We start from the raw sequence: 20,899 nt of genomic DNA on the forward strand, positions 1-20,899 counted from the left end.
TAGTTGTGATACAGCCTCACATTTTAAAAGGTACTTCTACTATACAACAAAAATTACAAAATAAAACAAGAAAATCTAAAAAACTACAAAGAATAATGAAAGAGAATAAATAACCGTTTATATATGGGCTATATTTATAAATGCAAGTGTGAGCGTAAAAAATATAGGAAGAGCGATTGTCTTTTAGATTGCTAAACTATATACTTATGTTCAAAAAGTGCAGGAAGTGAACGATGAAAGTTGATACGGTAATAAAAAAAGATGTTTTACTCATTCTAGTAATGATAGTCGTTGTGCCGCTGGCAGGAGAGCTTAAATATTATCCTTTTCACGATACGTATAGAGTTAGCTTTGCTGTGCCCATTTTTTTCTTTTCACTGCTGCTTTTAAGAAAGGTATCTCCTGTAATACCAGGTATTTTAGTTGCTAGTGCTATAGTGGGCTTTCGAATGTACCTTGATTGGTATAATTATGAATCATTTGATTTTCTGCCTTCTTTGCAGATCCGGGGCTCAGCAGGGATTTATTATCTCGTTTATGCGATTGCTTTTTCTTGGTTTAAGATTAACGATTTTCATTCAAAGCCGTGGATTATCGGTATATGGAGCATCATCATCGAAACGGTTTCGGGCGGCATGGAACTGCTTTGTATGTATGTGATGGTTCATCATCATATTATGTTTCCAGAGTTCATGCAAATTTTTATTGTAGGTGTTTTTCGAAGTTTCTTTGTTTTATGCCTGTTTAGCATGATCAAACTCTACGAAGGGCAGCTGAGGGAACGGCAAATCTCTCAAAAAAATGATCAGCTGCTTGTTGTGCTTTCAAATTTGTATGAAGAATCCATTCATTTGAAAAAAACGTTGCAAGACGCTGAGAGAATTACGAAAAAGTCGTATGATTTATATGAAGAACTGCACGATGCAGATATAAATCAGCTTACTTCTCTGCACGAATTTAGCCAAAAAGCATTACAAATTGCAGGAGAAGTACACGATATTAAAAAAGACAATCAGCGGATATCAGCAGGATTGTCCAAAGTCATTACAAAAGAAGAATTTTCTGAGTATATGGAAATCGAAAGTCTGCTTCAAATCGTCATGCGCAGCAATGAAAAATATGCGTCGCTGTTAACAAAAGATATTCATTTTTCACATTCGATTCTAGGAGAGCACCCTCGCTATCACGTTTACTTGTTTTTATCATTAATTAATAACTTAGTAATGAATGCAGTCGAAGCGATTGAAACAGAAGGCGCGATTATTATTGACGTATGCCGAGAAGAAGACCGCATTTTACTATATGTAAGAGACAGCGGTCCCGGCGTGAAAAAAAGGCATGAACGTCTCATTTTTAAAGCGGGATTTACATCCAAATATGCAAAGGACGGGACGCCTTCTACAGGTCTTGGGCTTGTCTACGTTAAGCAAATGACCGAGCAGCTGGGCGGGAGTATTCAATTTATTAATCTGTCTCCAAGCCCCGGTGTTCAATTTACTATAGATTTACCTATTTCTACGTTAATGGGGGATAAGGACTAATATGCGATTTTATATCATAGATGATGACGAAGTCTTTCGTTCAATGTTAGCTGAAATTATTGAAGATAATGATCTAGGAGAGGTTATAGGAGAAGCAGAAGACGGAATTGTATTAAATGATCAATTTTCTCTATTACAGCAGATCGATATTTTATTTATTGATTTATTAATGCCGATTCAAGACGGAATTGAAACCGTGCGCAAAATAAAGGATAGTTTTAAAGGCAAAATCATTATGATGTCACAAGTAGAAACAAAAGATTTGATTGGAAAAGCCTACTCCCTTGGCATTGAATACTATATCACGAAGCCGCTTAATCGTATGGAAGTGCTCATGGTCATTCAAAAAGTAATTGAACGAATTCAAGTTCAACAATCAATGGAGAAAATTCAAGAATCGTTAAATACCGTACTTAATGTAGGAAATCAGCAAAAAACGCCTTCTTTTGGTAAAAAAGAAAGCGATCCGGCAGAAGCGTGCAGGTTTCTTTTAAGAGAACTTGGGATTTTAGGAGAAAGCGGAAGTAAAGATTTGATTGAAATCATCAATTACCTGCATCAAACGGAAAAAAGCACAATGTATGAACAGCATTTTCCTTCTCTTAAAGAAATCTTTGAGAAAATTACTGTGAAAAAGCTCGGGGCATCTTTTTCAGACGACGTGCTGCAAAAAGAAATGAAAGCAGCCGAACAGCGAGTAAGAAGAGCCATTTATCAGTCTTTAAATCATTTGACCTCTCTTGGGATGGTTGATTTCTTTAATCCTAAATTTGAAAATTACGCTTCTAAGTTTTTCGATTTTTCAATGGTGCATCAGCGCATGAGAGATATAGAAAAGGGCACGGGAAAAAGCAGTACTCCGAGCCGCATAAATGTAAAGAAATTTATCCAAATGCTCTATTATGAAGTTAAACAAACGCTGTAGTAAAAAAACTACAGCGTTTTCATTTTGTAATTTTCTAAAAACTTTTTTGTTAGTTTCAGTAGGTTTTTGTTAGATTTTGTGATGCCTATGATAATGTAATCTTATGAATAAAAGAACTACTTAATAAACAGTTCTTAATGGAATTGTATCTGTTGAATACAGTAAGTGCAAATAAACAGCTTCGAGCTGTTAGAAAAAAGAAGGAAGGTGCAAAGATATGTTCAAAAAGCTTGGATTAGCAGGACAAATTTTAATTGGTTTGATTGCAGGTATTATTGTAGGGGCCATTTTTTACGGAAATCCTAAAGCAGTTGAAGTGCTGCAGCCAATTGGAGACGTATTCATTCATTTAATTAAAATGATCGTGGTGCCGATTGTTATATCTAGTATCATTGTGGGCGTTGCGGGTGTTGGTGATATTAAGAAGCTTGGTAAATTAGGCGGAAAAACAATTCTTTACTTTGAAATCATTACAACGGTTGCCATTGTTGTAGGCTTATTAGCAGCTAACTTGCTTCACCCTGGTACTGGTGTGGACCGCAGCGGTCTTGAAAAATCAGATATCAGCAGCTACACATCAACGGCAGAAGCTACAGAGCAAAAAGGATTTGTAGAAACATTTGTTCACATCGTTCCAACGAATGTATTTGAATCAATTGCTGCAGGCGACATGCTGCCAATTATTTTCTTTTCAGTTCTATTTGGACTTGGAATTGCATCCATTGGTGAAAAAGGAAAGCCGGTTTTAAGATTTTTTGAAGGCACAGCAGAAGCGATGTTTTGGGTAACGAATTTAGTTATGAAGTTTGCACCGTTTGGCGTATTTGCATTAATCGGTGTAACCGTATCAAAATTTGGACTAGCGTCTCTGATTCCGCTTAGTAAGCTTGTAATTGTTGCTTACGGCACAATGATTTTCTTTGTATTAGTTGTACTAGGACTTGTAGCTAAATGGGCAGGCGTTAACATCTTCCACTTATTAAAAGTGTTAAAAGATGAATTGCTATTAGCATTTTCAACTGCAAGTTCAGAAACGGTGCTGCCGCGTATTATTGCGAAAATGGAAAAGTTCGGATGTCCTAAAGCCATTACATCTTTTGTTATTCCGACGGGATATTCGTTTAACTTAGACGGATCTACTCTTTATCAAGCGCTTGCTGCGATTTTTATCGCGCAAATGTACGGTATTGATATGAGCATTACACAGCAAGTTTCACTGATACTAATTTTAATGGTTACATCTAAAGGAATTGCAGGAGTTCCTGGCGTTTCATTTGTTGTACTGCTTGCAACGCTTGGATCTGTAGGACTTCCGGTAGAAGGGCTTGCTTTTATCGCTGGAATTGACCGTTTGTTAGATATGGGACGTACAGCGGTAAACGTAATTGGAAACTCACTTGGTGCGATTGTCATTTCGAAGTGGGAAGGTCAATTTAACGATAAAGACAAGGAAGCTTATATTAACGAAGTAACAAAAAAAGTATCGTAACAACAAAGAGTCTGGGACAAAAGCATTGTAGTTGAAGAAAGATCCGAACGATTATTCGTTCGGATCTTTTTTCGTTTGAATTTGCTTTGAAAAGTTGGGAATAGTAACTAAAGATGAAAAATAAATGATTGATACAAGGAGGTCTCAACATGGGAAGAGCAAATAATCACAAATCATCACATAACAACAAAGGGTCACTGCCTCAAACACCAAAAGAGTTAAAAATTGCTCCAGATCAAGCAAATGAAGAATTTTCACGTGAGTTAGCTCAGCATCATGATGCTAAAGCGAAACAGGACTTAATTTTAAAACAGCAAAAAGAAAAGTAAAAGAAAAAGAGCATTTGGATATCCAAATGCTCTTTTTTATAAACAATTAAAGATAAAAATTCCTAAGTAACCATTTTGTAACATTATTTAATCATAGCGTAATAGTTTTCGAGGCTTTTTTCATTATAATTAAACCGAACATATTGAAAAATAAGTTCATAAAAACGTAACGTTCGGTTACATAATGGAGGAAAAAAATGAAAAAAGCCATCATTGGGTCTATAACGGCAGCTACAGTTTTATTTAGCGGAGCCAGTCCGTTTATTGCACCTGCTCAAACAGTAGAAGCAGCGTCATATTCATACAAAGACACGGCTATTGCTACTGGTAAAAAATTAATGGGTGTTCCTTATAAATGGGGAGGCACAACAACAAAAGGTTTTGACTGCTCTGGATTTATTCAATACATTTTCAAAAAAGCTGGAAAAACACTTCCGCGCACAACGGAGCAAATGTATCGAGTAGGGACAAGCGTTTCAAAAGCAAAGCTTCAAAAAGGAGATTTAGTTTTCTTTCAAACGTATAAAAAAGGTCCTTCACATGTAGGCGTGTATTTAGGAAATAATCAGTTTCTTCAAGCTTCTACGTCTAAAGGCGTGACAATTACATCTCTTAGCAACAGCTACTGGAAAGCACGTTATATTGGTGCAAAACGGATTTAACCATCCGTCATTTTTTTGGAAAACAACACTACAACATGTAGTGTTGTTTTTGTTTGCATATACATAACATCTTGCCTATATTATTTTTAACGTTTTATACAAAAAAATCCATATTCTATGAGATAATAACGTTAACACATTTTGTACTTTAACATAAGGAATATCCCACTCTATTCGAAAGTTTGGTGAGCGAAGATGAAGCGCTTAGTATGGAGTTATGGAATAGGTATTGTTGCAATAGTAGCAGTACTCTCATTTTTCTTTATGATGAAAGGTCAAACAGAGAAAGCCGTTGTTAGCGGAGATGTACCAAAAGCTCATGCGCAGGGAGAAAGAGTGAAGCAGCCCATCTCACAGTTCCGAGCAGTACAGCCTGATGAAACAGGCAATGAAGTGAAAAGTGTAAAAAACAACATGCCTGAAAAAGCGGATCCTCCTCTTTTTTTAGTCTATATTGACCCTGGTCATCAATCTCAGGCTAACCTAGAGAAAGAGCCAATCGGACCGGGATCAGCAGAAACGAAAATAAAAGTTTCCGGAGGCACATCAGGCGTAGTGACTAAGAAGCCGGAATACAAGCTGACGTTGGAAGCCTCCATGATATTAAAACAGCTGCTCGAAGAAAAAGGCATAACCGTAAAGCTTACTCGCAGTTCTCACGATGTGAATATCAGCAACCGGGAACGAGCGGAGCTTGCGAATAATTCAAAAGCTGACTTACACGTACGTATACATGCAGATGGTTCTGAAAATGCTTCTGTAAAAGGATTTTCTGTGCTCACTCCTGCAGAAGATAATTCCTATACGAAGCCTATTTATCAAAGCAGTTTACAAGCATCTCAAGCTATTCTGACAGAGGTGAAAAAAGATCAGTTTGTCGAAGCAGACGGCATTCGCTATCGCAGTGATCTCTCAGGATTTAACTGGTCGACTGTACCCGTAACGCTAGTTGAACTGGGGTATATGACGAATCCAGAAGAAGACCGGAACCTGTCTGATCAGGCTTACCTTACAAAGCTGATGAATCATGTTGCAGACGGTATTGTGGCATATGAAGAAATGGAAAAATAAAAGGTGAAAAGACCTATAAAAGCGTGTGACTAAATCAATTGATTTAGTCACACGTTTTTTTTGTCGTTCATATGATATAAAAAGCGTTTTTTCGACAAAAAATGGACGAGCAGAAAAGAAACCTAAGTGAAATGCTTTAATTTTTATAAAAATGTGTCGATATAACGAGTGATATTAAAATGCGTTAGACAGTACATGAAAATGGGGGAACAAGATGAGAAAGTTAACGGCATTAGCTTTAGTACTAAGTGTACTGCTGTTTCAATTCACGCCGCTTGCTAGCGTGAAAGCTGAAACGGTAGAACCAGTTGTGTCTGTAAAATTAGTAAACTATTTAGGAGATCAGCATGCAATTACAATTAAGCCGTCTTATTTATACACTATTAAAAACTCGGATTTGGTCTTAAATGCCAATACAGAGTATATGGTAACAGCAACGACTCAAGGTGTCATTTTAAAACAAGGAGCCACCGTATTAGGTGAATTTACAAGCTTTGAAATTACACCGTCTCTTTATAAAAATCCCGTATCTATTAACGGCAGACAATACTTAGGGGACGTTGCGTTCACAAATGAAAAAGGAACGTACGTCAGACCTGTTAATACGCTCCCGATTGAAGACTATTTAAAAGGCGTTGTACCAAATGAAGTCTATACATCTTGGAATCTGCAAGCCTTAAAAACTCAGGCGGTGGCAGCGAGAACATACGCAATGAGCTATGCAGGAAAAGTAATCAATGACACGGTAAGCTATCAAGTGTACGGTGGCTATACGTGGTATGACAGTACAAACCAAGCAGTAGATCAGACATTTGGACAAGTAGTCACCTACAACAATAAATTAATCAACGCCGTTTTCTCATCAAGCAACGGTGGAAGAACGGAATCAAACAGCAACGCTTGGGGAGGAACTCAACTTTCTTATTTCCCGGTGAAAGAAGATCCATACGATAAGCAGACGCCGTGGACGTTAGCTATTCAAAAAACGCAAATTGATTTAACAGGAAAAGATTTAGCTAACTATAGCGCTTGGTGGAATACAGTTTCTGAAAAAGATAAAACTGTTACGGATAATTTGAAGTCATGGTTAGTAGCCAATAAGCATCCTGGTAAAACCATTAAAATTACGTCTATTCCAAAGGTGAGTTTTTATGCTCCTTCATCAGGAGGCCGTGTGACTAAAGGTGCGATTACAGTGGACTACCTCGTTAAAGGAGATGTAGACAGTTCGCAAAAACTAGTGGTTCATCATTTGGAATTAAAAGATTTAACATCGACGAAGCTAAAATCAATGTTAAACAGCCGTGCGATGCTTAGTCTGCTTGTAACGGAAACAAATGAAACAAGCACATCAACAACTTTTAATGGGAAAGGAAATGGTCACGGTGTTGGAATGAGTCAATACGGTGCTCAAAAAATGGCAAGCCTAGGAAAAGACTATCGTGAAATTTTAGATTTTTATTATCCAACAACTACTCTTTTAAGTTTTTATACAACAAAGTATCCGCGAAAAGAGCAGGAGCAAGAAGTACCGAAAGATACGGTTGCGCCTGATGCACCTTCAGTTAATGCACTAGGAGACAACCAAACATCTCTTACCGGGGTAACAGAACCAAATGCTTCTGTTATTGCAAAAGTGGAAAATGAAGTAATTGGAACAGGTCTTGCTGATGAAGCCGGAAAATTTGCAATTACGATTGCCAAGCAGTCAGCAGATACAAAAGTGTCGGTAACGTCTAAAGATGCAGCTGAAAATGAAAGCACGGCCACGGTGGTGACCGTAACGGATCAAACGCCGCCGTCTGTTCCAATTGTAAATGAAGTAAGTGACCAAGATACGACCGTAACAGGCGTAACAGAAGCAAACGCCGCCGTGATGGTAAAAGCGGGCGATGCAACGTTCTCTGCAGTAGCGGATGGTAACGGTACATTTACTGTTTCAATTCCAGTACAAATAGGCGGAACAACAATAGCGGTAAGTGCAAAAGATAAAGCAGGAAACGAAAGCCAAGCGCCTTCTTTTGCGGTTAAATCTACGTTAAAAGCACCGCTTGCACCAAAAGTAAACGAAGTAAGTGATCAAGACACAATGATCAAAGGAACGGCTGAAGCAAATGCGACGGTCATCGTTAAAAACGGAAGTCTTCAGCTTGCAGCAGGCAATGCAGATGCCAAAGGAAATTACAGCATCTCAATTGCAAAACAAAAAGCAGGAAGCACGCTGTCCGTAACGGCTCAAAATGCAGGTGGAACAAGTTCAGCCACTGCGGTAACCGTACAGGATAAAACGGCACCAGCTGCGCCAAAAGTAAACGCAGTAAGTGATCAAGATACAAAAGTTACAGGTACAGCAGAATCAAATTCTACAGTTACTGTAAAAGTCGGAACAACAACTGTGGGAACGGCTAAAGCAGGTGCAAATGGAGCGTTTTCTGTTTCTATTTCCTTGCAAAAAGCGAATACAAAGCTAAGCGTACAAGCAAAAGATGCAGCAGGAAATAACAGCTCTGCATCGACTGTAACCGTTACGGCAAAGCAAAAAGCTCCGGTTAAACCAACGGTTAATGAAGTGAGTGATCGAAGTACAGCGGTTACGGGTACAGCAGAAGCAAATGCGGCGGTTATCATTAAAAACGGAAGTCTTCAGCTTGCAGCAGGAAAAGCAGACAGCAAAGGAACATACAGCATCTCGATTGCAAAACAAAAAGCAGGAAGCAAGCTGTCTGTAACGGCTGGAAACGCAGCGGGCGTAAGTCCAGTGGTAACCGTAACCGTGCAGGATAAAACAGCACCCGTTACACCAAAAGTAAACGCTGTAAGCAATCAAGATACAGTCGTAACGGGAAGCACAGAAACGGGCGCGGAAGTGCATGTGAAAATTGACAAAAAAGTAATTGGCAAAGGAAATGCCAAATCGGATGGAATGTTTAGTATCACCATTCCAAAGCAGCCTGCTTCTACAAAATTAGCTGTTATTGCAAAAGATGCAGCCGATAACTACAGCTCCAATGCGTTTGTAACGGTTAGTGCCGTACAGACAAAACCGGCACTTCCAACCGTTGCTACGCTTACTGAAAAAAGTACAGCAGTAACGGGAACAGGAGAAAAAAATGCATCTATTTATATTAAAGTAGGCGGGAAAATTATTGCGAGCGGAAAAATTGATGGAAACGGCAAGTTCAGCGTAAAAATTCCTGCTCAAAAAGCAGGAACGGAAGTGACGGCAGTTCTGCAAAATAAAGTAGGATACAGTCCGTATAAAATTGTAAAAGTACAAGACACAACGCCGCCAGCACCTCCGGCAGTGAATGCCGTTACGTCTTTGTCCACGTTTATTTCTGGAAAAACGGAAGCAAATGCCGTGATTACAATTAAAAGCGGTACAAAAGTAATCGCGTCAGGCAAAGCAGATAGTAAAGGACAGTTTAAAGTAACTATTCCAAAACAAAAAGCAGGCGTAAAGCTGGCTGTGACGGCAAAAGATGCCGCTGGAAATACAAGTTCAGCAGTCAATATAAACGTCAAATAAAAACAAAAAGAATTCTCTGCGGAGGATTCTTTTTTTAGTGATTTTTAAATGGGATAGAAGGTTACTAAAAAGTTACCTTAGAACTTTGAAGTGCCTAACTTACTTTAAAGTGGGTTCTATCTTTTTCTTTTTTTCTGTTTCATAATAACAAATGTAAAGAAATTAGCAGGGGGTTTTTTATAATGAGTAATCATTTGCAAGATACAGTAACACTTCATAACGGAGTCAAAATGCCGTGGTTTGGATTAGGTGTATTTAAAGTAGAAGAAGGGCCTGAATTAGTGAACGCGGTGAAAACAGCTATCGTCAAAGGCTACCGCAGCATCGATACGGCAGCTATTTATGGAAACGAAGAAGGTGTAGGGGAAGGAATTCGCCAAGGTCTAAAAGAAGCAGGTCTTTCACGCGAAGACATTTTTGTTACATCAAAAGTTTGGAACGCAGATTTAGGCTATGAAGAGACGCTGGCTGCTTACGAAACAAGCTTACAAAAGCTTGGCTTAGAATATTTGGATCTATACTTAATTCACTGGCCGGTAGAAGGTAAGTATAAAGCAGCGTGGAAAGCATTAGAAACGCTTTATAAAGAAGAAAAAGTAAGAGCTGTAGGTGTAAGTAATTTTCAAATTCATCATTTAGAAGACTTAATGAAAGATACAGACGTTAAGCCTGTTATTAACCAAGTTGAGTATCATCCTCGTTTGACGCAAAAAGAGCTGCATGCTTTTTGTCGAAAGCACGATATTCAGCTAGAAGCATGGTCTCCGCTTATGCAAGGAGAATTGCTAGATAACGATGTGTTAAAAGAAATTGCTGAAAAACACGGTAAATCAGTTGCTCAAATCATTCTGCGATGGGATCTGCAAAACGGAGTTGTAACGATTCCAAAATCAACAAAAGAGCACCGTATTGTTGAAAATTCATCTGTGTTTGATTTTGAATTGGATGCTGAAGATGTAAGCAAAATTGATGGATTAAATCAAAATCACCGAGTAGGTCCAGATCCGGACAATTTTGATTTTTAATAGAAGAACTAATAGGCTGGGACAAAAGTATTTTAGCCCAAGTGAAAAACGAACCATTGATCAACTAGTTTGATGAGTGGTTCGTTTTTTTTTTTATGGTGAATACAGCTTCATCTGTTTCATCCTTCCAGCTGTTGATTGAGGAGCAAGGCGAAGCCTTGCATGGAAATCAACGGCGGTGTCATAAGCGGTTCAGCTCATGTATCTCATTTGTTCGTCTTTAGGTTGGATTCATTTAGTTATGTCCCGGCCTCTTTTTATGCATTATTACATAAATTTAACATTTTCTTCACAGTAAGCTAAAGGACGGGCCCTATGATAAAGAAAGGTCGTGAAAGATAGAGAAATCATTTCATTTTTAAGTGTAAAATAGGCGGTGTAACGATGACAAAACAAGCTTACTCTCACATACAATGTAAAAAAACATCAATGATTGATTTATTGCTGGATGCAGGGGTTTATAAAAAAGGAAATAAGCAGCTATACGAGCTTACGCTTCAAGAACTAGAATCAGAATACGAAGCCGTTGCACAACAGCGCATATCTCAATGAAATTTTGATACATTGCTAGAATTTGTTATAATAGAGGAAAGGATAGGAGTTGATTTATATCGAAAAGCACCCGACAGACTCGCAGCCCATCCGTATGGATATCCTCGATTCTATATTTGCTAAAATGGTATTAAATAAGGCTATCCGAGATTTTAGAAGAGATCAAATTTTACGTGAAGTCGATCAAACATTAGAAGAAAGAAACAAAGAGAAATTTTTTCAATTAATTGAAGAATTAAAATCAATTTCGTAAAGAGCGTTCGCGCGATAGAATTTGATTTTATCATTTTAGCATATAAAAACAGGTAAAAAGCGGCATGCTTAGTTACCTGTTTTTTTGTTGTCTTCTTGTAAACGAAGACCTCACATAAGAAATGAACCTTATCACTTAACAGACAAAAAGAGCAAGTCTAATGTACTCACTCTTTTCAGAAAGGTATGGGTGTTACTGAGAAAATGAATGTCACTCTCTAAATGTTGCGTGTGGGGTTTAGAAAGTTCTATGCAACTGCATATTTTCTAATTCATTCGCTCTATGTATTGTTAAAGTAACAATATAACCATATCTTATCACATGAAGGAAATTCGATTCAATATATTTATTGATTTTCTTTTTAAATTGTTCTAAATAATTAGTGAATGTAAAAAAATGTTTTTGTTGGGTGAATGTGTATCTATAAAAAAACAATAGAAAAACATAGTGAGTTTTTATGAGAGACATTTGTTTATTTCTGACGGACTGTAAGCTTCAAAAGAGTACAATCCGTCCTGTAAATCAGTATTAAGAAAAAATGAGCTGAACCCAGTAGAATAGGAGGAAGAGCGTAACGATGGTGGTAAGCGGGATAACGATAAGTGATACTTTTAAATAATCTTTCCATTTTATTTTGATATGATTTTCTTTTAAAATATGCATCCAAATAAGAGAGGCCAGTGTTCCAATCGGCAATAAAAGCGAGCCCATATCACTTCCAATAATATTAGCAAGGTAAATAGTTTTAAGAGTAATAGGATCGAGCCCCATTTCAGTCAAGGTAATGGTTCCGACCATTAAGGCAGGGTGATTGTTAAACAAGTTAGAGAGAATGGAAACAAGTCCTCCCATGATAAAGCTTGCTTCAAAAAGCCCTCGATTCACAATTGGTTCGCAAATTTTTACAAGTAGATCTGTCAATCCTACGTTATGCAATCCGTAAATAATAACGTACATTGAAAATGCAAAAACGAAAATGTGCCACGGCGTTTTCTTTAAAATATCAATCGGATTTGTACGTAAGTGATACCATCTCCAAATAAGTAAGATCAGTGAGCCTAGTACAGCAACCAATTCGATTGGTATGCCGAAATAAGAGGCGACAAATAGGAGACAGCGCATAACAAACACAAATAATAAAACTTTCAGCATAAATTGTGTGCGTTTACGTTTTGTTTCAACAGAAATGCTTCCTTTTAAGGGGTGAAACTGTTTCGTAAAGAAACTCTCTTCTATATCTTTTGAAGCATGCGGCAGTTTTTTTGGCAAATGGCGTTTTACGACCGTATACATGAGCCAAGACATAAATAATAAACCAAGTGTCGCCGGTACAAACATCATCGCCGTGTGCATATAAAGCGACATATGAACAATTTTTAAGGCAATCAAATTGACAATATTACTTACACCTATAGGCGCGCTGGAAGCGGTAGCAATAAGCGCTCCACTTAAAAGGTAGGGGATCTGCTGGTGGGGTTTTAGCTGAAGGTTTTTCAAAAGTAGAATTAAAATTGGAGTGGTAATTAAAATACTGCCGTCATTATTAAATAGTAAAGTCATTAAAAAGCACAGCAGTTGAATGTACCAATATAATCGGTACCCTGAGCCTTTGGATAAACTCACTAGTCGTGCAGCTGCCCAGTGGAAGAATCCAAAACTTTCTAATATGACGGCCATGACAATGGTGGCAATAATGGTGATAGAAGCGCCGCTTATCTTTCCGAAAATATCAACGATGTCTGATTTGGATACAATCCCTGTAAGCAGGATAATGGCTGCTCCTATGGCTGCCGGCCATGCTTCATTGATGCCGTTTGGCCTCCAAAAAATGACGAGCATTGTCATTGTAAACACGAAAATGGCAATTCCAATTTCAATATTCATCAGTATGCTCCTTTCTTCTAAAATTTGTAATGAATATACCCTTGCATGTCCCTTACACTCTATTTATATTCATTTATTACTAGAAGGATTGTGCATAAGACCATTTTTGCTAATATGTTTGTTTATCTTGCCAAGGCACGTACCATCTCGGGAGAGGAGCCTATAAAAAAGAGGCTGGGACATAACTAAATCCATCCAATCTAAAGAGAAATCAATTGAATAAAGAAGCTAGTATGCATTGCTTTTTACAACGCTGTTGATTTACATGCCAGACTTTGCGGGGTCTCATCCCTTCCACTTGTCCCGCAGGAGTCTTCGTCTTGCCCTTCAATCCACAGGTAGAAGCCAACTACATACATGAAACCTACGTTCACGTTTATCATCACAATGAAAAGATCCGAACAGTTTATCGTTCGGATCTTCCTTTAACTAACATACTTTTGTTCCAGCCTGTGCAAGATTAGCAAGTATAGGTTTTTTCGTGTAAAGTTAGCGCTTTTACCTGATCGTAATCAGGCTCATAGCCAATTCCCGGTGTATCAGGAACGGAAATAATGCCGTTGTCCACTGTGATTTCCGGGTGAACGATATCACGCGGCCAGTATTTAGATGATGCGGCCGTATCTCCGGGAAGCGTAAAATTAGCAAGTGTAGTAATGGCAATATTATGTGCCCGCCCTACGCCTGATTCGAGCATGCCGCCGCACCATACGGGCACACCGTGAGTTTGACAAAGGTCATGAATTTTTTTGGCTTCTGTTAGTCCGCCTACTCGGCCAATTTTAATGTTAATAATTTGTGTGCTTCCAAGTTTAATAGCTTTTCGAACGTCTTCAGCTGAATGAATGCTTTCGTCTAAGCAAATGGGGGTGCGCATGCGGGCCTGCAGTTCAGCGTGATCAATTAAATCATCATGAGCCAACGGCTGTTCAATCATCATTAAATCAAACTCATCCAGCTGAGCAAGGTGATCAGCATCTGCAAGCGTATAAGCAGAGTTCGCATCAACCATCAGCGGAATAGAAGGGAACTCGTTTCGAACGGCGCGCGTCAAGTTAAGATCCCAGCCCGGCTTAATTTTAATTTTTATCCGCTTATATCCTTCATTCAAGCCGGCTTCAATTTTTCGAAGCGTTTCGTCAATCGTAGGCTGAATGCCAACGCTGAGACCAACTTCAATTTGACTTTTACTGCCTCCTAGCGCTTTAGATAGAGAGAGGTTTTGCCTGCGCGCATACAAATCCCAAACAGCGCCTTCTAACGCCGCTTTTGCCATGTAATTGCCGCGAATATGAGCAAAGCGTTGAGATACTTCGTCAGGCTGCTGAATTTCTTTCTGTTGAAGCAAAGGAATTAAAAAATCCTCCATGATGTGCCAGTTTGTTTTGAGCGTTTCTTCTTTATAAAAAGGGTCCGCGCACGCTACGGATTCAGCCCAGCCGGATCGTCCGTCTTCATCTTGAATTTCAACTAAAATAAAATCTCGATCCACTTCTTTTCCAAGACTTGTGGTAAACGGATGAAGTAAATCCATTTTTAAATGCCGTAAAATGACGCGTTTTATGTTCATTTTTGCACCTCTTTTTTCGTTAAAATATAAAAATGAACGGGTGCGCTGCTTTCTGGAGACTTCTTGAAGTCTATTACTTGGAATCCTTTAGCAAAACACGTTTGAAATACGTATCTTGTACGCATTCGCCAGTCCAATGCAAGAGAAGGAGAGACTTCTTTCATTTGCTGAAAAGCAGACGGAATAGCTACAGACACGACGTCATGATCCAACCACTTTTCATCAATATCTGTAACAGAAGGAAATCCTTTATCCGTTAACGTCCATTGAATGAGCGATGCGTCCATTATTTGATCTGGCGTATAAAGAGGCTGAGCTCGTTTTGTATCCTCTAAAGATGCCCATTCTACAACGAATCGATCAGAAGGCAAGTCGGCATTTAACGGATCATTCATGTCTCCGTAGCAGTTTTCAATATATGTAGAACAAACGGCTCCAAGCTTTCCAATATTTAAATACCCATTGGCGCTTTCTAGAGGATCATACGTCCAGCTGATATATGAATACCCTATTTTTTTACTTTCTTGCCGCTGCGCATGCTTAAGCTTAGCTCCGATACCCATGCTGCGGTAGGCGGAGTCAACTGCTAGTATATGAGAACATAAATAGACGCAATTTCCGTCAAACCCTGGAAAACTATATTGAAAGCCAATCAGCTTTTCATTTAGAAACGCACCGAGAACAAGACCTCCGTTTTTAACAGCGGTTAAGGTTTGGTGAACAGGCGTTGCTTCTTCTTCTCCCCACACGCGGCTTTCTAATGCGCGTACGTCTTCTAGTTCAGCGGTTGTTTTGAGTGAACGAATCGTTAAAGCTTCAGTCATTTGTTTACTTCCTTTCTTTTGATCATTTATTCTAAAAAGATGCCTTGCTCGGCATAGAGCTTTTCCAAGTATTCCTGCCGTTTTCCAGCCGTTTTTTCATCTCTTTTTTGCATGCTGCTAATGACAATTTGAGATAGGGCAAGAAGCGATAAAATATGTTCGGTTGTTCCGGCTAAAAGTGTGATATCAGCGACTTGACCTACCGGAGACAGCCGGCGGTCTGTAATGGCAATTACTTTTGCTCCTTGTTTTTTAGCCTGCTGAGCTACTTCGAGCGCTTCTTTTGTATAGCGCGGCAGTGAAAATACAACAACGGCTGATGCGCTCGTGAGATTGCATAGCGTTTCAAGCAAAAATCCAGTTGGAAAAGATAAAAGAACATGATTGCGAAGCTGATTCATTTTATAATACAGCCAGTAGGCTGCCGTATGAGATTCACGGAAACCTGCAATATACACTTGATCACTTTTGATAAGCGCATCTACAGCTTGAGATAATTCCTTTTCGTCAACAGGGGAAAGCCATTCACTAAAAGGTTTCTTTTCTTCCGCTGCAGGCTTGCTAGCTGCTTCTTTTGATTCAGTAGATGAAAGCCATTCTTTTCGCATTAGCTCCTGCAAATCTGAAAAACCATTTAATCCAAGTGCGTAAGCTAGACGAATAACGGTTGTTTCACTGACACCTGCTTCTTTGCCAATCTGCCCGGCCGTGTACAGCGAGCCTTTTTCCATAAAATTGACGAGAAACTCCGCCACTTTTTTTTGACCGCGAGAAAGGTCAGGGAATTTATGTTTAATTAATTCTTTAAATGATTGATTCATATAGCCTCCTGAAAGAAGTTATAACTTCATAAAAATATATTAATGCATTTTAAACTTCATTTCAATTGTTGTTTCAAAATAAAAAGAAGCCCCCGTGATATAATAAATTGATTATTCAAAAATAAATGCCGTTATTCAAAAACGAATTATATTTTATTCAAAAATGAATAGAAAGCGGGGAGCATACATGAATTCAGAATGGAATGAAAATCAGTGGATCCTTCATTCATTAAAAGATGATTTGCTTGTGACGGATGAAAAAGGCATCATTGTCCGAATACATGAAGGAACGGGAAACATTTACGATGTAAAAGCTGAAAAACTGCTGGGAAAGTCTGTTTATGAACTTGAAAAACAAGGGTTGTTTACGCCAATCGTCACGCCAATTGTGCTTGAAACAAAGAAGAAAATTACGCTTGTACAAACAACTAAACAAGGCAAGCAGGTGCTCGTTACGGGCATTCCAGTAAAAGATGAAAAAGGAGAGATTAAAAGAATCGTCAGCTATTCTCATGATGTGACGGAGCTTATGGAAATGAAAACATATCTTGATGCGATGGAAGGCGAAATGCAGCGCGTAAAGAGCGAGCTTATGCTGCTGCGGAACCAAAATCTATCAACAGAAGGAATTGTATGCAACAGCGAAAAGATGCAGCACGTTCTTCGTACGGCTGTTCACGTTTCGAACGTAGACGTAAATATTTTACTTTTAGGGCAGTCCGGAGTAGGAAAAACGCACTTAGCCAAGCTGATACATAACAAAAGTACAAGAAGCAAAGGGCCGTTTATTGAGGTGAACTGCGGGGCAATTCCAGATCATTTATTTGAGGCTGAGCTGTTTGGCTATGAAGCGGGTGCTTTTACCGGTGCATCTAAAAATGGAAAGGTGGGACTGGTCGAATTAGCAGATGGAGGCACGCTTTTTTTAGATGAAGTGGGAGAACTGTCACCGGCGCATCAAGTGAAAATCTTAAAGCTCATTCAAGAAAAACAGTTTTATTCCGTTGGAGGAAGAAAGCCTAAAACCGTGGACTTCCGCTTAATTGCAGCAACGAACAAAGATCTTGAAAAAGCCGTAGCTGAAAAAGAATTTCGAGAAGATTTATATTTTCGTTTAAGCGTCGTACCGATTACCATTCCATCTTTGAACGAGCGCCCTGAAGATATTTTTCCGCTGCTCACACATTTTGCCGAGCAGTTTGAAAAGAAATACAACCGAAAAAGAACGTTTGATAATGCGGTTATTCATGCACTGCTTGCACATGAATGGAAAGGAAATGTGCGAGAGTTAATCAATGTGATTGAACACGCGGTGGTTGTGTCTTCACAAACGCTGATTACAATGGAGCATTTGCCGCATTCTCTGCATAGAAAAAAACGGATTCAGCACGTTGAAGAACATGGGGAAATAAAGCTTAACGACGCGTTAAACGAGCTGGAAAAAGAGATATTAGTAAAAGCAAAAAAACGGTATAAAACGACAACAGAAATAGGGGAAGCACTTGGAATCAGTCAGCCTTCAGTTGTTAGAAAATTAAAAAAACATTCCGTTTTTTAACGTATTTGGCACGCTCTTTGCATGTAAAACAAGTACACACACATTACTTGATAGATTGCGAGGAGGAAGTCAGATGACGCAGGCATCACTTACACAGTTAATGAACAGTTTACCGGACTTACTAGCACCAAGTATGGCGAAAGATCATCCTAATTTACCAGTGGTAAAAGCAGAAGGCTGCTACTACTACGGAGCTGACGGAAAAACGTATTTAGATTTTACATCAGGTATTGCAACAGCGAATACAGGTCATCGTCATCCTAAAGTTGTACAAGCGATTAAAGAAAGCGTTGATCATCTTATGCACGGCCCGTCAGGTGTGATTATGTACGAATCTATTTTACAGCTTGCTGAAGAATTAAAAACAGTATTGCCAAGAGGATTGGACTGCTTTTTCTTTGCCAACAGCGGCACTGAAGCAATAGAAGGAGCGTTAAAACTGGCAAAGTACGTTACGCAAAGACCTTATACGGTTTCGTTTATGGGCTGCTTTCACGGTCGTTCTCTCGGAGCGCTTAGTGTGACAACATCAAAAAGCAAATACCGGAAATTTCTTCAGCCATCGGGCTTAACGTATCAAGTGCCTTATGCAGACGCGACGCAGTGTCCAAAAGGAGAGGATCCGGAAATCTACTGCGTGGAAAAGCTGGAAAGAGATTTTGACACTTTGTTTAAGCATCAAGTAACGCCGGAAGAAGTAGCGTGCATGATTGTAGAGCCGGTTCTTGGAGAAGGCGGCTACGTGATCCCTCCGAAAGCGTGGCTGCAAAAAATAAGAGAAGTGTGTGACAGACACGGCATTCTGCTTATTTTTGACGAAGTACAAACCGGCTTTGGACGCACCGGCGAGTGGTTTGCAGCTCAGACGTTTGACGTGACGCCTGACATTATGGCAATCGCAAAAGGCATAGCATCAGGACTTCCGTTAAGTGCGACCGTAGCTTCCAAGCAGCTAATGGAAAAGTGGCCGATTGGTACACACGGAACCACTTTTGGAGGCAATCCAATCGCTTGTTCAGCAGCGCTTGCGACATTGGACGTACTAAAAGAAGAAAAGCTGATTGAAAACTCAAAAGAAATGGGGAAATATGCAGCGGATCAGCTTCAGCATTTAAAAGCGAAGCATGAAGTGATCGGAAGCATTCGTTCAGTAGGACTAATGATTGGAATTGAAATTATTAATCCGAAAACAAAGCAAGGTGACGGAAGTCTTCTTCTTGAGATTTTAGACAAATGTTTGGAAAAAGGGGTACTGTTTTACCTTTGCGGAAATAGCGGAGAAGTGATTCGAATGATTCCTCCTTTAATGATTACAAAAGAAGAAATTGATGCCGGGCTTCGCGTGTTAGACGAAGCATTGACAGAAATCACAAGTCTTCACGTGATCTAAAGCTTTAGAAAGCTCTTTGTTTCAATGAAAGATAGATTGACCCATAATAAGGAGGAATCTGTTATGAACGGACTGGATATGACGGTTATGTTTGTCTATTTTGGCGTATTGGTTGTAGCTGGTATCATTGGCTCGTTAAAAGCAAAGTCATCAGAAGATTTTATTTTAGCCGGGCGAAACTTAGGGATGTTCATGTATTTAGGATGTTTGTCTGCCGTTATTCTAGGAGGAGCGTCAACGATTGGAACGGCTCAGCTTGGCTACGAGCACGGGCTGTCTGGTATTTGGTTCGTGACGATGATTGGACTTGGAATCATTACGCTTGGCACGATTTTCATCAAGCGAATTTCGTCTTTGAAAGTGACCACTATCAGTGAGCTGCTAGGAAAAAGATATAACGCTCAAGCGCAAATAATCAGTGCGGTTGTTGCCGCTATTTATACACTCATGGTATCAGTCACTCAAGTGATTGGAATGGGAACGATCATTCATGCGTTGCTTGGCTGGAACATGACCGCATCAATGTTAATTGGCGGTTCGATTGTTTTGTTCTACACGATTTTAGGCGGAATGTGGAGCGTAACGGTCACTGATATTATTCAGTTTGTTGTGATGACGGTGGCGATTTTTGGATTTATGCTTCCAATGAGCGTATCAGAAGCAGGGGGTCTCAAAGCGCTTACCGGAGATTTGCCATCATCTTATTTTGATTTTTCATCAATTGGATACGGTCAAATCTTTCAGTATTTCCTCTTGTATACGCTTGGTATGGCAGTATCTCAAGATATTTGGCAGCGGGTATTTACGGCGCGAACAGAAAAAATCGCCCGAAACGGCTCCATTTTTGCAGGCGTGTACAGCATTGCCTACGCGATTGCCGGAAGTGTAATTGGAATGTGTGCATATTTGCTGCTGCCAAACGCAGAAAGCAGTCAAAGCATATTTGCGACGCTTGCAGTTCAAATTCTGCCTCAAGGGTTACTAGGTTTAGTACTAGCAGGCGTTTGTTCGGCGCTGATGTCAACTGCTTCAGGAACGCTGCTTGCGTCTTCTACGCTGATTAGTAACGATATTATAAAAAAAGTGTGGCTTAAAAATATTTCAGAGAAAAATTATTTAATTTTAACCCGTGTAAATACGCTTATTGTCGGCGTGCTTGCTATTATTTTTGCTCTTTGGATTCAAGACGTGCTTGTTGCGCTAGACGTTGCGTATGCCATTTTATCAGGAGCGATTTTTGTTCCGTTTGTTGTGTCCCTATTCTGGAAAGACATTCATCCAAAAGCAGGAGTTTCAGCGATTGTTGTCAGTACGCTAGTAGTACTTGGAGGTCTATTGATTGAAGGACTTTCTTCTACTACGCCAATCCTATACGGAATTTCAAGCAGCATCATTGTAATGGCTGGATTTGCGGTTATGGCTCGAAACAAAGAACTGTCTGATCAAGAAAAGGTCCAAGAAGATATGTGAATAAGG

General features: G+C 39.3%; 18 protein-coding genes. 13 read left to right on the forward strand and 5 right to left on the reverse strand.

Annotated elements, in window-relative coordinates:
• Positions 1-233: 233 nt before the first annotated feature.
• The 10 genes from ACOZIR_RS14475 to ACOZIR_RS14520 all read left to right on the forward strand — a co-directional run bounded on the left by ACOZIR_RS14475 (position 234) and on the right by ACOZIR_RS14520 (position 11,376).
• Entirely contained in the window at positions 234-1,541 is a 1,308-nt protein-coding gene (locus tag ACOZIR_RS14475; protein WP_280157609.1) for a sensor histidine kinase, read from the forward strand.
• A 1-nt stretch (position 1,542) separates the two neighbouring features.
• On the forward strand, positions 1,543-2,466 hold the full coding sequence (locus ACOZIR_RS14480) for a response regulator (protein ID WP_045294663.1): 924 nt from the start codon (positions 1,543-1,545) through the stop codon (positions 2,464-2,466).
• 217 nt (positions 2,467-2,683) lie between these two features.
• Positions 2,684-3,955, forward strand: a complete 1,272-nt coding sequence (locus ACOZIR_RS14485; protein WP_045294664.1) for a cation:dicarboxylate symporter family transporter — start codon at positions 2,684-2,686, stop codon at positions 3,953-3,955.
• A gap of 149 nt (positions 3,956-4,104) precedes the next feature.
• Positions 4,105-4,284 (forward strand): YfhD family protein, encoded by a 180-nt coding sequence (locus ACOZIR_RS14490; RefSeq protein ID WP_013055768.1) that lies wholly within the window; start codon positions 4,105-4,107, stop codon positions 4,282-4,284.
• A gap of 197 nt (positions 4,285-4,481) precedes the next feature.
• A complete protein-coding gene (locus tag ACOZIR_RS14495) occupies positions 4,482-4,946 on the forward strand; it encodes a C40 family peptidase (RefSeq protein ID WP_025749613.1) in 465 nt (154 codons plus the stop codon).
• Between the two features lie 195 nt (positions 4,947-5,141).
• The gene (locus ACOZIR_RS14500; protein ID WP_421535647.1) at positions 5,142-6,017 is read left to right on the forward strand and encodes an N-acetylmuramoyl-L-alanine amidase family protein; all 876 of its coding nucleotides are present in this window, start codon (positions 5,142-5,144) and stop codon (positions 6,015-6,017) included.
• Positions 6,018-6,231: 214 nt separating this feature from the next.
• Positions 6,232-9,546: an Ig-like domain-containing protein gene (locus ACOZIR_RS14505; RefSeq protein ID WP_421535648.1), complete on the forward strand. Its 3,315-nt coding sequence runs from the start codon at positions 6,232-6,234 to the stop codon at positions 9,544-9,546.
• Positions 9,547-9,728: 182 nt separating this feature from the next.
• Positions 9,729-10,571, forward strand: a complete 843-nt coding sequence (locus tag ACOZIR_RS14510; protein ID WP_421535649.1) for an aldo/keto reductase — start codon at positions 9,729-9,731, stop codon at positions 10,569-10,571.
• A 384-nt stretch (positions 10,572-10,955) separates the two neighbouring features.
• The gene (locus ACOZIR_RS14515) at positions 10,956-11,123 is read left to right on the forward strand and encodes a Fur-regulated basic protein FbpA (RefSeq protein WP_016766442.1); all 168 of its coding nucleotides are present in this window, start codon (positions 10,956-10,958) and stop codon (positions 11,121-11,123) included.
• A gap of 49 nt (positions 11,124-11,172) precedes the next feature.
• On the forward strand, positions 11,173-11,376 hold the full coding sequence (locus ACOZIR_RS14520; RefSeq protein ID WP_016766443.1) for an IDEAL domain-containing protein: 204 nt from the start codon (positions 11,173-11,175) through the stop codon (positions 11,374-11,376).
• A gap of 528 nt (positions 11,377-11,904) precedes the next feature.
• Here the strand turns inward: ACOZIR_RS14520 and ACOZIR_RS14525 are convergent.
• The 5 genes from ACOZIR_RS14525 to ACOZIR_RS14545 all read right to left on the reverse strand — a co-directional run bounded on the left by ACOZIR_RS14525 (position 11,905) and on the right by ACOZIR_RS14545 (position 16,475).
• Positions 11,905-13,260 carry an arsenic transporter gene (locus tag ACOZIR_RS14525; protein WP_216873954.1) on the reverse strand — a complete coding sequence of 452 codons (1,356 nt, stop codon included), beginning with the start codon at positions 13,258-13,260 and terminating at the stop codon, positions 11,905-11,907.
• Between the two features lie 245 nt (positions 13,261-13,505).
• The gene (locus ACOZIR_RS14530) at positions 13,506-13,646 is read right to left on the reverse strand and encodes a hypothetical protein (protein ID WP_160297367.1); all 141 of its coding nucleotides are present in this window, start codon (positions 13,644-13,646) and stop codon (positions 13,506-13,508) included.
• A 74-nt stretch (positions 13,647-13,720) separates the two neighbouring features.
• A complete protein-coding gene (gene menC, locus ACOZIR_RS14535; protein ID WP_045294675.1) occupies positions 13,721-14,830 on the reverse strand; it encodes an o-succinylbenzoate synthase in 1,110 nt (369 codons plus the stop codon).
• Positions 14,827-15,654 carry a GNAT family N-acetyltransferase gene (locus tag ACOZIR_RS14540; protein WP_421535650.1) on the reverse strand — a complete coding sequence of 276 codons (828 nt, stop codon included), beginning with the start codon at positions 15,652-15,654 and terminating at the stop codon, positions 14,827-14,829. The genes menC and ACOZIR_RS14540 overlap by 4 nt, the downstream gene beginning before the upstream one ends.
• A gap of 26 nt (positions 15,655-15,680) precedes the next feature.
• Positions 15,681-16,475: a MurR/RpiR family transcriptional regulator gene (locus ACOZIR_RS14545; RefSeq protein ID WP_045294681.1), complete on the reverse strand. Its 795-nt coding sequence runs from the start codon at positions 16,473-16,475 to the stop codon at positions 15,681-15,683.
• A 187-nt stretch (positions 16,476-16,662) separates the two neighbouring features.
• Between ACOZIR_RS14545 and ACOZIR_RS14550 the strand changes: the two genes are divergently transcribed.
• From ACOZIR_RS14550 to ACOZIR_RS14560, 3 genes are all read left to right on the forward strand, one after another.
• Positions 16,663-18,033, forward strand: coding sequence for a sigma-54 interaction domain-containing protein (locus ACOZIR_RS14550; protein WP_237758565.1), 1,371 nt, complete (start codon positions 16,663-16,665; stop codon positions 18,031-18,033).
• Positions 18,034-18,106: 73 nt separating this feature from the next.
• Complete coding sequence (locus ACOZIR_RS14555) at positions 18,107-19,423, forward strand: aspartate aminotransferase family protein (protein WP_421535651.1); 1,317 nt, start codon at positions 18,107-18,109, stop codon at positions 19,421-19,423.
• A 63-nt stretch (positions 19,424-19,486) separates the two neighbouring features.
• A complete protein-coding gene (locus ACOZIR_RS14560; RefSeq protein ID WP_421535652.1) occupies positions 19,487-20,893 on the forward strand; it encodes a sodium:solute symporter in 1,407 nt (468 codons plus the stop codon).
• The last annotated feature ends 6 nt before the right edge of the window (positions 20,894-20,899 follow it).

The organism is Priestia sp. D3YE.R1, assembly GCF_049199565.1.
Lineage (GTDB): Bacteria > Bacillota > Bacilli > Bacillales > Bacillaceae_H > Priestia > Priestia aryabhattai.